We start from the raw sequence: 13888 nt of genomic DNA, 5'->3' as shown, positions 1-13888 counted from the left end.
CCGGCACCGTCCTGCCGCGCCCCGGCGATCGCCCACCACAGCCCGCGGGTCGGGGACCGGACGACGGGCCGGCGACGCCGCCGAAGCACCGTTCCATCCAAGCACCCGCCGCCGACGGCCGACGCCCCGAGGCCGCGCCCCGCGCCCTCGCGCGGGGCGCGCACGCCCCAGGCGCGCGCCGGCGCACCCGCGCGACCACGACCGCACCCGCACGCGCGCCCGCTACCGCCGCCCAACCGCGCGCCCACGCGCAGCGCTCAGCGCGCCCGCGCCCAGCGCTCAGGTCGTCCGCGTCCGCCGCCGCTGGGGCCGCTTCTCGCTGGGCCGCTTCAGTACCTCGCCGGCCCGCAGCGCCGCGTCCCGCCGCGCCGCGCCGAACTCCGCGAGCGCCTCCGCCAGTTGGTGCACCGAAGGCTCCGGCGCCAGCACGTCGACCCGCAGCCCGTGCTCCTGCGCCGCCCGCGCGGTCGCCGGACCGATGCAGGCGATCACGGTCACGTTGTGCGGCTTGCCCGCGATGCCCACCAGGTTCCGCACCGTGCTGGAGGAGGTGAAGAGCACCGCGTCGAACCCGCCGCCCTTGATCGCCTCCCGGGTCTCCGCCGGCGGCGGCGAGGCGCGCACCGTGCGGTAGGCCGTGACGTCGTCAACCTCCCAGCCCATCTCGACCAGCCCGGCGACCAGCGTCTCCGTCGCGATGTCGGCGCGCGGCAGGAACACCCGGTCGATCGGGTCGAAGACCGGGTCGTACGGCGGCCAGTCCTCCAGCAGCCCGGCGGCCGACTGCTCGCCGCTGGGCACCAGGTCGGGGCGCACCCCGAACTCGACCAGCGCCCTGGCCGTCTGCTCGCCGACGGCCGCGACCTTTATCCCGGCGAACGCCCGGGCGTCGAGGCCGTACTCCTCGAACTTCTCCCTGATCGCCCGCACCGCGTTGACCGAGGTGAAGGCGATCCACTCGTACCGCCCGGTGACCAGGCCCTTGACCGCCCGGTCCATCTGCTGCGGGGTGCGCGGCGGCTCCACGGCGATGGTCGGCACCTCGCTGGGCACCGCGCCGTAGGACCGCAGCTGGTCGGAGAGCGAGGCCGCCTGCTCCTTGGTGCGCGGCACCAGCACGTTCCAGCCGAAGAGCGGCTTGGACTCGAACCAGGCCAGCCGGTCGCGCCTCGCCGTCGCGCCCCGTTCGCCGACCACGGCTATGACCGGCCGCTCCGCCCCGGCCGACGGCAGCACCTTGGCGGACTTCAGGGTCCGCTCCACGGTGCCCAGGGTCGCCGTCCAGGTGCGCTGCCTGGTGGTGGTGCCGGCCACGGTGACGGTCAGCGGGGTGTCAGGCTTGCGCCCGGCGGTCACCAGCCGGGCCGCCGTCGCCCCGATCGTCTCCAGCGCGCAGCTGAGCACGACGGTGGCGTCGCTGCCGCCGATCTCGTTCCAACAGCGTTCGCCGGCCGTGCGCGTGTCGACGAACCGGACGTCGCCGCCCTCGGCGTCGCGCAGCGGCACGCCGGCGTACGCGGTCACGCCCACGGCGCGCGCCACGCCAGGCACCACCTCGAAGGTGATCCCGGCGTCGGCCAGCGCCAGCATGTCCTCGGCGGTGTCGGTGTCCAGGCCGGGGTCGCCGACCACGGCACGGACGACCCGCTTGCCGGCGCTCGCGGACCGCATGACAAGATCTGCCACATCGTCACCCGCGAGGGTCGGGGGCTCACCCTCGGCCGTGCCCTGCAACGGGGTGTCCGTGCCCGGCCCGACGTGGTCGCGCACCACCTCGTAGGCGGCCGGGTCGGCGACCAGCACATCGGCCTGCGCCAGGGCTTCGACGGCGCGCAGGGTCAGCAGACCCGGGTCTCCGGGTCCCGCACCGAGGAAGGTGACGTGTCCCAGGGCGCCCGTGCTCGGCTCGGCCGGGCTCGACTCGGCGCGCGCGAGGCGCGCGGGGGTGGGGTTCACAGTGCTCGCTCCCCCATCAGACCGGCCGCGCCCTTGGCCAGCATCTCGTCGGCGAGTTGGCGGCCCACGGCCACCGCCCCTTCGACGGACCCCGGCAGGGGACCGGTGGTGGACAACTGCACCAGCTGCGAGCCGTCGGTGGTGCCGACGACGCCGCGCAGGCGCAGTTCGGTGACGGTCTGCCCGTCGGCCAGCAGGTCGGCGAAGGCCCCGACGGGGGCGCTGCAACCGGCCTCCAAGTCGGCGAGCAGGGTTCGTTCGGCGGCCACGGCGATCCGGGTGTGGGGATCGTCGAGCCGCGCGAGGTGGGCGACCAGGTCGGTGCGGGACGCCACGCACTCCACCGCCAGCGCCCCCTGCCCGGGGGCGGGGAGGACGGTGTCGGGGGCCAGGAAGTCGGTGATCTCGGCGCTCCGGCCCAGCCGGCGCAGCCCGGCGGCGGCCAGCACGACCGCGTCCAGCTCGCCCGACCGCACATACCCGATCCTGGTGTCAACGTTGCCCCGGATCGGAACCATCTCGATCTCGCGCCCCAACGCCCGTGCCCAGGCGTTGAGTTGGGACATCCGCCGGGGCGAGCCCGAGCCGATCCTGGCCGGGCCCGAGGAGCCGCCGGCCATGGCCAGCGCCTCGAAGCCGAGGCCGTCGCGGGCCACCAGCGCGTCCCTGGGGTCGGCGCGCGGCGGCACGGCCGCCAGCGCCAGCTCGACGGGCTGCGCGGTCGGCAGGTCCTTCAGCGAGTGCACGGCGAAATCGATCTCCCCGGCCAGCAGCGCGTCGCGCAGCGCCGAGACGAAGACTCCCGTGCCGCCGATGCTCACCAGGCTCTCCCGGGAGACGTCCCCGTAGGTGGTGATCTCCACCAGCTCGACGGGCTGCCCGGTCAGCCGGGTCACCTCGTCGGCGACGCCGCGTGACTGCGCCATCGCCAACTGGCTCCGCCGGGTTCCGAGCCGCAGGGCATTCATGACCGCTCCTGTTCCGGGTTGCGAACGGCGACCGCCGCCCGCGGGTCGAGATCGAAAAGCTGGCGCAGCGCGGTCGCGTAGTGGTCGCCGCCCGGCTCCCCGGCCAGCTCCTTGACCCGCACCGTCGGCGCGTGCAGCAGCTTGTCCACCACCCGGCGCACCGTTCTGGTGATCTCGGCGCGCTGCTTGTCGTCGAGGTCGGGCACCCGGCCGTGCAGCCGGGTCAGCTCGGCGGCCACCACGTCGGAGGCCATCTCGCGCAACGCGACCACCGTGGGCGTGATGTGCGCGGCCCGGCGGGCGGCGGAGAAGGCCGCGACCTCCTCGGCGACGATGGAACGCACCGCGTCCACGTCGGCGGCCATCGGGGCGTCGGCCGAGGCGGCGGCGAGCGACTCGATGTCGACGAGCCGGGCGCCGTCGAGGCCGTGCACGGCGCCGTCGATGTCGCGTGGCATGGCCAGGTCGAGCAGCGCCAGCGGCCGGCCGCGCTCCTTGAGGGCGTGCGCGACGGTCTCGGCGGTGAGCACCAGGCCGGTGGCGCCGGTGCAGGAGACGACCAGGTCGGCGACGGCCAGCTCGGCCGCGACGGAGATCGCGTTGATCGGCACCGCGCGCGCCTTCACGCCCTCCTCGCGCCCCAACGCGCCGGCGAGCCGCTCGGCGCGCTCCAAGGTCCGGTTGGCGATCACCAGTTCGGTCACGCCGGCGCGGGCCAGCGTGGTGGCGGCCAGCGAGGACATCGAGCCGGCGCCGACCACCAGCGCCCGCCGGCCGGCCGCCCAGTCGGCGACCGGCTCGCCGGCCGCCAGCTGCGTGAGCCCGAAGGTGACCAACGACTGGCCGGCCCGGTCGATCCCGGTCTCGCTGTGCGCCCGCTTGCCGACCCGAAGCGCCTGCTGGAACAGCTCGTTGAGCAGCCGCCCCGCCGTGTGCTCGTCCTGGGCCAGCGCCAGCGCCGACTTGATCTGGCCGAGGATCTGCCCCTCGCCGATCACCATCGAGTCCAGGCCGCAGGCGACGTTCATCAGGTGCCGCACCGCGCGGTCCTCGTAGTGGACGTAGAGGTAGGGGCGCAGCTCGTCGACCGGCACCCCGCCGTGCCGCGCGAGCAGTTCGGTGAGCCCGTCCACGCCGGGGTGGTAGCGGTCCACCTCGGCGTACAGCTCGATGCGGTTGCAGGTGGCCAGCAGCGTGCCCTCGGCGGCGGTGCCGTCCACGAGGTCGCGCAGCAGCCGACCGGCGGCGTCCTGGGTGAGCGCCGCGCGCTCCAACAGGCTGACGGGGGCGCTGCGATGGCTGAGCCCGACGACCAACAGCGTCATGCCGGCATCACCGCCGGGATGTCGCCGTCGGGGCCCTGGTCCCGGCTCGGCCCCCGGGGCGCGGCGCCGGGCGCGAGCGGTTCGGGCACCTCGGAGGCGAGCGCCTCGGCGGCCTTGCGCTGCTCGTGGAAGGCGAGGATCTGCAACTCGATGGAGAGGTCCACCTTGCGCACGTCCACGCCGTCGGGCACGGAGAGCACCGTCGGCGCGAAGTTGAGGATCGAGGTGACGCCGGCGGCCACCAGCCGGTCGCACACCTGCTGCGCGGCGCCGCCCGGGGTGGTGATCACGCCGATGGACACGCCGTTGGTGTCGATGATCGACTCCAACTCGTCGACGTGGCGCACCTCGATGCCGGCCACCTGCCGGCCGGCCAGCGCCGGGTCGGCGTCGATCAGCGCGGCGACCCGGAAGCCACGGGAGGCGAAGCCGCCGTAGTTGGCCAACGCGGCCCCGAGGTTGCCGATCCCGACGATCACGACGGGCCAGTCCTGGGTGAGACCAAGCTCACGGGAGATCTGGTAGACCAGGTACTCGACGTCGTAGCCGACGCCCCTGGTGCCGTAACTGCCCAGGTAGGAGAAGTCCTTGCGGAGCTTGGCCGAGTTGACGCCGGCGGCGCTGGCCAGCTCCTCGGAGGAGACCGTGGGCACCGAACGCTCGGAGAGCGCCGTCAGGGCCCGCAGATACAGCGGAAGCCGGGCGACGGTCGCCTCGGGAATCCCTCGGCTTCGGGTCGCCGGTCGGTGGTTTCGGCCAGTTGCCACGGTGCTCCTGCCGGTCGGGCCATCCGGAAGGCGGCTACCTGCGGCGCCTGGGCCACAACCGCTCAACCGCGCCCAGGCTATGCCTTTGTGAACGCGTGCACAAAGATTGTGTCCGTTTTGTCCGGGCAAAGTGACCGGTGCCACATGGACCAACACGGACACCTGGCCACACTCCTCACCTATACGCCCCCGAAGGGAAAAATCGACCCCGAATGGTAATCCAGATCGGGTCAGGCTCCCAAAGCGCGCCGGAGCCGCCGCTCGTCCACCCTCAGGAAGTCGTGCTGCTCGCCGTCCACCAGCACCACCGGGATCTGTTCCCAGTACCTGCGGTGCAACTCCGCGTCCCGCTCGATGTCCTTCTCCTCCCATCTGACCCCCAACTCCCCACAGACCTCGCTCACCACCCGCCGCGCCTCGTCGCAGAGATGACAGCCGGGCCGACCGACCAGAGTGACCAGTCTCTCGGCCCGCTCGACGGGAGGCGCCTTCCGCGAGGCGCGGCGCAACGGATTCATGCCGCCCATTCTGCCGCCGCCCGGCCACCCCGACGCCATGCCGGCGCCATCCACCGGCCCGCCCGGGGTGACTATGCTCGAAGCATGGCCAGGCGCCCCTTCACCGAGTTGTCCTCGTCGTGGGCCCAACGCCCCCGGGGTTGGCTCACCACGCGTCGCCGCACGGCCACCGAGCGCAGTGTGGTGGCCGGGGAGGCGGCGGCCGAGGCCGCGCGCCAGGCGGCGCACGCTCCCGCGCACGAGGGCGAGGACGCCCCGGAGTTCCCGACCCCGGGCGACCCCAAGGCCGCCGCGTTCTTCGACCTGGACAACACCGTGATGCAGGGCGCGGCGATCTTCCACCTCGGCCGCGGCCTCTACAAGCGCAAGTTCGTCACCACGCGCGAACTGCTCCGCTTCGCCTGGCAGCAGACCTACTTCAGGCTGGCCGGCGCCGAGCACGCCGGGCACATGGCCGACGCCCGCGACAGCGCGCTCTCCATTGTCCGGGGCCACCGGGTCTCCGAGCTGACGACCATCGGCGAGGAGATCTACGACGAGTACATGGCGCACCGCATCTGGCCCGGCACCCGCGCCCTGGCCCAGGCGCACCTGGACGCGGGCCAACGGGTCTGGCTGGTGACGGCGGCCCCGGTCGAGACGGCCACCATCGTCGCCCGCCGGCTCGGGCTGACCGGGGCGTTGGGCACGGTCGCGGAGTCGGTCGGCGGGGTCTACACCGGCCGCCTGGTCGGCGAGCCGCTGCACGGCCCGGCCAAGGCCCTGGCCGTGCGGGCGTTGGCCGAGGCGGAGGACCTGGACCTCTCCCGCTGCGCGGCCTACAGCGACTCGGCGAACGACATACCGCTGCTCTCCCTCGTCGGCCACCCCTACGCGATCAACCCCGACGCCCAACTCCGCGCCCACGCACGGGAGATGGGTTGGCGGCTGCGCGACTACCGCACGGGCCGCAAGGCGGTGCGGATCGGCGTGCCGGCGGCGGCCGGCGCCGGGGCCGTGGTGGGCGGCGCGGCCGCCGCCCTGGCCGTCCACCGCCGCCGCCGCTGAACGCGACCCACCGACCCACCGACCCACCACCGGGAACGCACGCCCGGATGTGACCATCCCCCGGCCAGGTCGTTGGGTTGGCTGGACCCCTCTCCGGCCGGGCACAACGGGGCAGGCCAGGGGCCATCGATCAAAATCGGTCACACGCGGATCAAAAGCCATATCCATGTGATCGCTTTACCCCTGGCGTACCCGTGGCGCAGTGTGCACAACGCGTAACTCTTCAAACCGAATCGGCGATTTACGCAACTGGGCGTAGCACCGTCTACACGAAGCGTTATTCTCCTCAGACGCGTTCCGGTCCCCACCCGTCTCCAGCCAGGCGACGGCACCGGACCAAGCACCGCTCGTCTTGGAAGCTCTGCCTCTGGGAGTCCCGTGTACCCACACGTCGGGGTTGTCGCCTCGGGCCTGGCTACGCTGCGCACGACGGTCCTCGACCGGCTGCGCGACCTCGTCCCCCCCGCGTACGCCGCCCCTGCCCTCGCCACACCAGTTCCCGGGGGACCGTTCGCCTACGCCCTGGCCGAAAGCACCGCGGGCGCCGCCACCGCCGGCAGACGCGCCCGCTCCGGCTCCGCCGGCGCCTCGACGGCCCGCCGCCCGGCGGCCGACAGCGACAGCCGCCGGATGATGGACCTGGTCGAGCGCGCGCAGAACGGCGAGTCCGAGGCGTTCGGCAGCCTCTACGACCACTACTCGGACACCGTCTACCGGTACATCTACTACCGCGTCGGCGGCCGGGCCACCGCCGAGGACCTCACCAGCGAGACCTTCCTGCGCGCCCTGCGCCGGATCGGCACCTTCACCTGGCAGGGCCGCGACTTCGGCGCCTGGCTGGTCACCATCGCGCGGAACCTGGTCGCCGACCACTTCAAGTCGAGCCGGTTCCGCCTCGAAGTGACCACCGGCGAGATGCTCGACGCCAACGAGGTGGAGCGCAGCCCCGAGGAGTCGGTCCTGGAGTCCCTCGCCAACTCGGCTCTGCTGGACGCCGTTCACAAGCTCAACCCGCAGCAGCAGGAGTGCGTCACCCTCCGCTTCCTCCAGGGCCTCTCGGTCGCCGAGACCGCCCGCGTCATGGGGAAGAACGAGGGCGCCATCAAGACCCTCCAGTACCGCGCCGTCCGCACCCTCGCCCGGCTCCTCCCCGACGACGCGCGCTGAGCCGCACCGCCCACACCCACCACCCGCCCACACCCACCGTCCCCAGCCGCCCACCGCGCCCGGCCGCGCACCCCGAACACCCCGAACACCTCGAACACCCCGAACACCCACGTCACCCCGCGTCACCCAGGAACCACCGCGCCTCGGGAGCCACCCCCAGAACACGGCGGAGGGTAGACATGTGCAATCACTCAGTCACATAATCTGCCAGCCGTAACCCGAGTGCCTGTCCACTCGTTGTCGGGTTCGCGGGCTCCCTACGGCCACATTCCGCCAGTGCTTTCACTCTTCCGGATGCTCCTGGCGGAAGCCCGAAACTTCCGGCCCCGTCAGGGAGTCCTTCGTGTGACGAGAGGAGGTGCCGTCCGTGATCGGTTCCGTGTCGGCAAACCGCCGCGCCCAAGCCTTCGCCCAGCTGCTCGACGAGGCCCGACCACCCGGCGAGACGCGACCCCCGGGCGAGCAGACCGCGACGACGGCCGAGCGCCGCCCGGCCGCCCCCGAGGCCGACCAGTCGCCGCTGCTGGCCGTGGTGGAGCGGCTGGCCGCCCTGCCCAAGCCCGAGCTGTCGGCCGATACCCGCGCCGCCCAACGCGCCGCGCTGCTGGCCGCGATGGACGAGGCCCAGGCCGAGGGCAGCGCGGGGAACGCCCCCGGCCTGCCCCGCGTGCCACCGCAACAGCGCCGCACCCGCGAGGAGGGCCCGGGACCGCTCAGCCGACTCCGGCCACGATCCCGCCTCTCCAAGAGCCTGGCCGCCGGCGGGCTCACCGTCAGCGTCGCCGCCGGCGCCTTCGGCGGAGTCGCCGCCGCCTCCAACGACGCCCTCCCCGGCGACACCCTCTACGGCCTCAAGCGCGGCATGGAGGACCTCCGGCTCGACTTCGCCAGCGGCGACAGCGACCGGGGCCAGCTCTACCTCGACCAGGCCACCACCCGCCTCCACGAGGCCAGGGACCTGCTCGCCCGCCAGCCCGCCGACTCCCCGCTCGACCACGAGCGCCTCGGCGACATCCGCCGCGCCCTCTCCAACATGCGCGACGACGCCTCCGAGGGACACCGCCTGCTGACCCGCGCCTACGAGAAGCACGGCTCCCTCGGCTCCCTCCAGTCCCTCTCCAGCTTCTTCGAGGGCCAGAACGCCACCTGGCAGGAGGTCCGGCGCGCGCTCCCGCCCCAGCTCGGCGACGTCAAGGAGGAGGTCACCGACGTCCTCGACGCCATGCGCGAGGACATCGCCCCGCTCCGCTCCCTGCTGCCCCCCGAGCCGACGGAGAACGCCTCGACCGAACGCCTCAACGCGTCCCTCCGCCCGCCGGCCGCCACCACCGACACCGACGCCGCCGAGACCCAGGCGACCACGGACGAACCCACCGCCCCCGAGGCCGAGTCCGACACGACCAGCCCCGAGCCGTCCCGGGAGGGCGAGGGCCTGCTGGAGGGCACCGGCCTCCTCGACGGCGTCGCCCCCGAGACCGAGGGCCCCACCGGCTCCACCGCCGGCACCCCCGAGTCCGGCTCGGGCTCCGGCCAGGACCAGGCCGACATCACCATCCCCCCGCTCCTGGAAGACCTCATCCCCGAGCTGGGCCTCGACGTCGGCCCCACCGAGGAAGGCCGCTGAGCCTGGCCCAGACGTCCCCGACTCCCAGAGAAGCTCAGAAGAAGACCGAGCGCCGCCCCACCAGCAGCTTGTACAGCGTGTGCTGGATGGTCTCCCGCACCTGGTCCGTCAGTTGGAACATCAGCATCGGGTCCTCGGCGGCCTCCGGCGGCCGGTCGCCCGTCTCGATCGGCTCACCGAACTCGATCGTCCACTTCGTCGGCAACGGCACCGCCCCCAGCGGCCCCAACCAGGGAAACGTCGGGGTCAACGGGAAGTACGGCAGGCCCAACAGCCGCGCCACCGTCCGCGCGTTCCCCACCATCGGATGGATCTCCTCGGCCCCGACGATCGAGCACGGCACGATCGGCACCCGCGCGCGCAGCGCCGTGGCGACAAAGCCGCCCCTCCCGAACCGCTGCAACTTGTACCGCTCGGCGAAGGGCTTGCCTATGCCCTTGAACCCCTCGGGCATCACGCCCACCAACTCGCCCCGCTGCAACAGCTCCTGGGCGTCCTCCGCACAGGCCAGCGTGTGCCCGGCCTTGCGCGCCAGCTCGTTGACGACCGGCAGCTGGAAGACCAGGTCCGCCGCCAGCAGCCGCAGCCGCCGCCCCGCCGGATGCCGCTCCCGCACCGCGACCTGCGTCATCAACCCGTCCCAGGGCAACGTCCCCGAGTGGTTCGCCACGATCAACGCGCCACCCTCGGCCGGCACATGCTCGATCCCCCGCACCTCCACCCGGAAGTACCGCTCGAACACCGGCCGCAGCAGCGGCATCAACACCTCGTCCGTCAGCTCCCGGTCGAAGCCGAAGTCGTCCACCTCGTACTCGCCGGCCAACCGCCGCCGCAGGAACGCCAACCCGCGCTCCAGCGCCGACTCCCCCGGCCCGCTCCCCCGCTCCACGCCCTCGCCGCCCTCGCCGCCCTCACCGGCCCCGCCCGCCGCCTCGGCGGACGACCGCAGGGAACGGCGCTCGCCCTCGTCGAACGGGATCACCTTGGCGTCAGCCACGGCGCACCACCTCCTCCAACCGCCCGACCACCCGGGACAGCCGCTCCGGCGCCAGCGGCCCCCCGCCGTGCACCGCCGCGAAGTCCGCGAACGTCTCCGCCGTCGTGTGCGGCAGAGGCCCGCCCATCGCCTCCCGCAGCAGGCGCGTCCGCGCCACCCGACCGGCCAGCAGCGAACGGAACTGCTCGGCGGAGAGCCCCGAGATCCCCAACGACCGCAGCGCCGAACCCACCAACGGCGTCAGCGGCGACAGCACCGGCACCGTCGGCCGGCCCAGCCGCCGCGCGGCCTGCGACAGCGTCAACACCCCGTCGCCCGCCACGTTGTACACGCCGTCCCCCGGGCCCGGTCCAGGATCGCGCACCGCCCAGGCCAGCACCTCCAGGGCGTCGTCCTCGTGCACCAGCTGAAGACGCGGATCGTAGCCGAGGATCGTCGGCAGCACGGGCAGCCGGAAGTACGCCGCCATCCGGGAGTCCGAGCCGGGCCCCAGCAGATGCGCGAAGCGCAGCACCGTCACCGCGACCTCGGGCCGCCGGCGGGCGAACCCCCGCACATAGCCCTCGACCTCCGCCACATCGCGGGCGAACCCACCGCCGGCCGCCGCCCTCGGCGGGCTGTCCTCGCCGAACAGCGCCGGCTCCCTGGCGGGGCTGCCGTAGACCTGAGTGCTCGACCGCACCACCAGCCGCCGCAGCCCCGGCACCTTCTGGCACGCGCCGAGCAGCTGCATCGTGCCCAGGACGTTGTTCTCCTTGACCGCCGACCGGCTCTCGCCGGGAACGGGCGGGGCATCCCGCACGTCCAGGTGCACCACGGTCTCCACCGCGCGCTCCGCGAGCACCGCCACCAGCGTCGGCCGCCGCACATCCGTGCTCAGGAACTCGACCCCGGGCAGCCGCCGCAGCGGCGGGCGCCGGTCGACCGCGATCAGCCGCCCCACCTCGGGATCGCGCCGCAACAGGGCCAGGAGCCGAGCCCCCAGCGCGTCCCCGGCCCCCGTGACCAGCACCGTCCTGCCCATGGCCCCCTCCACACACGTCGGCCCTCCCGCCCGGGAGGGCGAGAGGGCCGGATCAGCAGCGCTCGCTCACTTCTTGTTGCGACGCTGCACACGCGTGCGCTTCAGCAACTTGCGGTGCTTCTTCTTCGCCATCCGCTTACGCCGCTTTTTGATAACAGAGCCCACGACTACCCTCGCTCACTTCGCTTACTCGGTGCGGGGCGTCCGAGCCCACACGACCTACATGGGCTCAGCCTACCGTTGACCGGGTGATGCGGGTTAATCGAGGGGTGCGCGGGGACTCCGCCCGATGTCAGGCGCTCTCGACGCCGACAAAGGACTCCTGGAGGTACTCATGGACGGCTTGCTCGGGAACCCGGAAGGACCTTCCCACTCGGATCGCGGGCAGATGACCGGCGTGCACCAGGCGGTACACGGTCATCTTGGAGACTCGCATCACCGCGGCGACCTCCGCCACGGTCAGGAACTTGGCCTCGCTCAGAGACCTTTCAGCAGCAGCCATGTCACACCTGACCTTCCGCACATGTCGGACACCGGCTTCCCCTCCGGTGACTCCCTCTCGCATGTGCGCTCCTCCCCAGATTAGGGGCGGGTGATGCGAGTGGGGAAGAGGTGCCTCAACCGGCCTTTTCCAGCGAGCCGTCCCTTACCACGACAGAGAACACCCTTTGTCACATAGTGCGTACGCAGGGCGTAGTCCCCGTCTCACGGCACGGCCACCCCGCAACGGGACGCCTCCCGGGGAACGTTGGTCGCCCCGGACACCAACTCGCCCCGCCGACACGGCCGCCCCCGCGCTCCCGCCCCTGACCAGCACCGAAGCCCCCGAGCCCGAACGGCGACCGAACGGCCGACCTCGTCAACTCACCGCAAGCACACACCGCTTGAACGAGTGACAACGCGAAGCCACATCCGAACGCGACCGTCGCCCCGCTCGGCGACCGCCCCCGACCGGCTCACTCGACGAGCCGGGAGACGTAGCGGCAATCACATAGCTTTGTCGATAGATCCCCACCGCAACGAGCGCAGGGTAAACGGTCCCTCCCGACGGGGCGGCGGCTCAACGGCCGTAGCGGAACACCCACAACGTCCCTGCTCGGAGGCGCGAGGGGGCGGTCAGGCCAGCAGACCGTGGTGCGGGTAGACCGCCCGGCGCGCGGCGAGGATCGCCTGGTCCACCCGGTCCGCCGGATCATATCCGGTGCCCCAGTCCGACCAACGCGGGGCCCTGCCGTCGGTCATCCGACGCGGCCCTTCCCCCTGGGTCAACGCGAAGACCCGCCGCCGCCACTCCTCCGGCACCGGGGTCTCCGGCGGCACGGGCGCGTGTGCGGCGATCCCCACGAGATGGCTCCAGATCCGGGGAACGACGTCCACCACCGCGTAGCCGCCACCGCCCAACGCCAGCCACCGCCCCTCGGCGTGCTCGTGCGCCCAGGCGTGCGCGGCCTCCGCGCCCAGCCGTTGGGCGTCCAGGCTGAGCGTCAGATGGGCCAGCGGGTCCTCGAAGTGGGTGTCGGCCCCGTGCTGCGAGACCAGCACCTGGGGTCGGAACGCCGCCAGCAGCTCGGGCACCACCGCGTGCAGCGCGCGCAGCCACGCCTCGTCCGAACTCCCGGCCGGCAGCGCCACATTGACGGCACTGCCCTGGGCACTCTCGGCACCGTTCTCCTCCGGCCACCCGGTGCCGGGGAAGAGGCTGCGCGGATGTTCGTGCAGCGAGATCGTCAGCACCCGGGGGTCGGACCAGAAGGCGCTCTGCACGCCGTCGCCGTGGTGCACGTCCAGGTCGAGATAGGCGACGCGTTCGGCGCCGAGTTCCAGCAGCCGGGCGATGGCGAGCGCGGGGTCGTTGTACACGCAGAAGCCCGACGCGGCGGCCGGCATGGCGTGGTGCAGCCCGCCGGCGAAGTTCACCGCGTGTGCCACCTCCCCGCGCCAGATGTCCTCGGCACCGGCCACGGACTGCCCGGCGATCAGCGCGGACGCCTCGTGCATCCCGGCGAACGCCGGGTTGTCCATGCTGTCGAGGCCGAACCCGCCCTCCCGAACGGCGGGTTGGCGTGAGGCCCGCCGCACGGCCTCGACATAGTCGGGCTCGTGGACCAGGGCCAACGTTTCCTCGTCGAGGGCGGGCGCACCGCGCACGGTGAGCCTGCGGTCGAGCCCCAGCGCCTCGACGAGCGCCATGGTCAGGGTCAGTCGCACCGGGTCCATGGGGTGACCCGAGCCGAAGTCGTACCGGGTGACGCCCTCGTCCCACAGCAGGCGCGCTTCTCCGCTCATGGCCTCACCGTAACGCAGAAAAGGTTGAAGGGGATTACCAAGACGAGAGTCTTGGTAATCCCCTTCAACCATCTTCAATAATTGTCCGGCGGTGTCCTACTCTCCCACACGGTCCCCCATGCAGTACCATCGGCGCTGGAAAGCTTAGCTTCCGGGTTCGGAATGTAACCGGGCGTTTCCTTCCCGCCATGACCACCGGAACCCTAACA

At 72.7% G+C, this 13888-nt stretch carries 13 protein-coding genes and 1 rRNA gene; 3 read left to right on the top strand and 11 right to left on the bottom strand.

Annotation, left to right across the window (positions count from 1 at the left end; all coding sequences use genetic code 11):
- Positions 1-279 precede the first annotated feature (279 nt).
- The 5 genes from FH609_RS10860 to FH609_RS10840 all read right to left on the bottom strand — a co-directional run bounded on the left by FH609_RS10860 (position 280) and on the right by FH609_RS10840 (position 5543).
- Entirely contained in the window at positions 280-1890 is a 1611-nt protein-coding gene (locus FH609_RS10860; RefSeq protein WP_405379180.1) for a uroporphyrinogen-III synthase, read from the bottom strand.
- 62 nt (positions 1891-1952) lie between these two features.
- The gene (gene hemC / locus FH609_RS10855) at positions 1953-2924 is read right to left on the bottom strand and encodes a hydroxymethylbilane synthase (RefSeq protein WP_139675512.1); all 972 of its coding nucleotides are present in this window, start codon (positions 2922-2924) and stop codon (positions 1953-1955) included.
- Positions 2921-4249, bottom strand: a complete 1329-nt coding sequence (locus FH609_RS10850) for a glutamyl-tRNA reductase (RefSeq protein ID WP_139675514.1) — start codon at positions 4247-4249, stop codon at positions 2921-2923. Before FH609_RS10850 ends, hemC begins: the two co-directional genes overlap by 4 nt.
- Positions 4246-5016 carry a redox-sensing transcriptional repressor Rex gene (locus FH609_RS10845; protein WP_139675516.1) on the bottom strand — a complete coding sequence of 257 codons (771 nt, stop codon included), beginning with the start codon at positions 5014-5016 and terminating at the stop codon, positions 4246-4248. The genes FH609_RS10850 and FH609_RS10845 overlap by 4 nt, the downstream gene beginning before the upstream one ends.
- Positions 5017-5246: 230 nt before the next feature.
- Complete coding sequence (locus FH609_RS10840) at positions 5247-5543, bottom strand: glutaredoxin family protein (RefSeq protein WP_193318124.1); 297 nt, start codon at positions 5541-5543, stop codon at positions 5247-5249.
- A gap of 75 nt (positions 5544-5618) precedes the next feature.
- Between FH609_RS10840 and FH609_RS10835 the strand changes: the two genes are divergently transcribed.
- The 3 genes from FH609_RS10835 (at position 5619) to FH609_RS10825 (ending at position 9372) form a co-directional block, all read left to right on the top strand.
- Entirely contained in the window at positions 5619-6581 is a 963-nt protein-coding gene (locus FH609_RS10835) for an HAD family hydrolase (protein WP_139675520.1), read from the top strand.
- Between the two features lie 378 nt (positions 6582-6959).
- Positions 6960-7748 (top strand): ECF subfamily RNA polymerase sigma factor, BldN family, encoded by a 789-nt coding sequence (locus FH609_RS10830; protein WP_139675522.1) that lies wholly within the window; start codon positions 6960-6962, stop codon positions 7746-7748.
- Positions 7749-8115: 367 nt separating this feature from the next.
- Positions 8116-9372, top strand: a complete 1257-nt coding sequence (locus tag FH609_RS10825; RefSeq protein ID WP_139675524.1) for a DUF5667 domain-containing protein — start codon at positions 8116-8118, stop codon at positions 9370-9372.
- 34 nt (positions 9373-9406) lie between these two features.
- Here the strand turns inward: FH609_RS10825 and FH609_RS10820 are convergent, their stop codons facing one another.
- The 6 genes from FH609_RS10820 to rrf all read right to left on the bottom strand — a co-directional run bounded on the left by FH609_RS10820 (position 9407) and on the right by rrf (position 13879).
- Positions 9407-10369, bottom strand: coding sequence for a lysophospholipid acyltransferase family protein (locus FH609_RS10820; RefSeq protein WP_139675525.1), 963 nt, complete (start codon positions 10367-10369; stop codon positions 9407-9409).
- On the bottom strand, positions 10362-11393 hold the full coding sequence (locus FH609_RS10815) for an NAD-dependent epimerase/dehydratase family protein (protein ID WP_139675527.1): 1032 nt from the start codon (positions 11391-11393) through the stop codon (positions 10362-10364). The genes FH609_RS10820 and FH609_RS10815 overlap by 8 nt, the downstream gene beginning before the upstream one ends.
- A 66-nt stretch (positions 11394-11459) precedes the next feature.
- Positions 11460-11558 carry a 30S ribosomal protein bS22 gene (locus tag FH609_RS10810; protein ID WP_003948845.1) on the bottom strand — a complete coding sequence of 33 codons (99 nt, stop codon included), beginning with the start codon at positions 11556-11558 and terminating at the stop codon, positions 11460-11462.
- Between the two features lie 127 nt (positions 11559-11685).
- Positions 11686-11895, bottom strand: coding sequence for a helix-turn-helix domain-containing protein (locus FH609_RS10805; protein WP_122185477.1), 210 nt, complete (start codon positions 11893-11895; stop codon positions 11686-11688).
- A 614-nt stretch (positions 11896-12509) separates the two neighbouring features.
- Complete coding sequence (locus tag FH609_RS10800) at positions 12510-13679, bottom strand: acetoin utilization protein AcuC (protein WP_139675528.1); 1170 nt, start codon at positions 13677-13679, stop codon at positions 12510-12512.
- An 83-nt stretch (positions 13680-13762) separates the two neighbouring features.
- Positions 13763-13879, bottom strand: a 5S ribosomal RNA gene (gene rrf / locus FH609_RS10795).
- Between the last annotated feature and the right edge of the window lie 9 nt (positions 13880-13888).

This window comes from Streptomyces sp. 3MP-14 (genome assembly GCF_006334905.2).
GTDB lineage: Bacteria > Actinomycetota > Actinomycetes > Streptomycetales > Streptomycetaceae > Streptomyces > Streptomyces triticirhizae.
The sequence above is the reverse complement of the archived record's forward strand: the minus strand, read 5'-3'. Positions and strand labels throughout refer to the sequence as shown.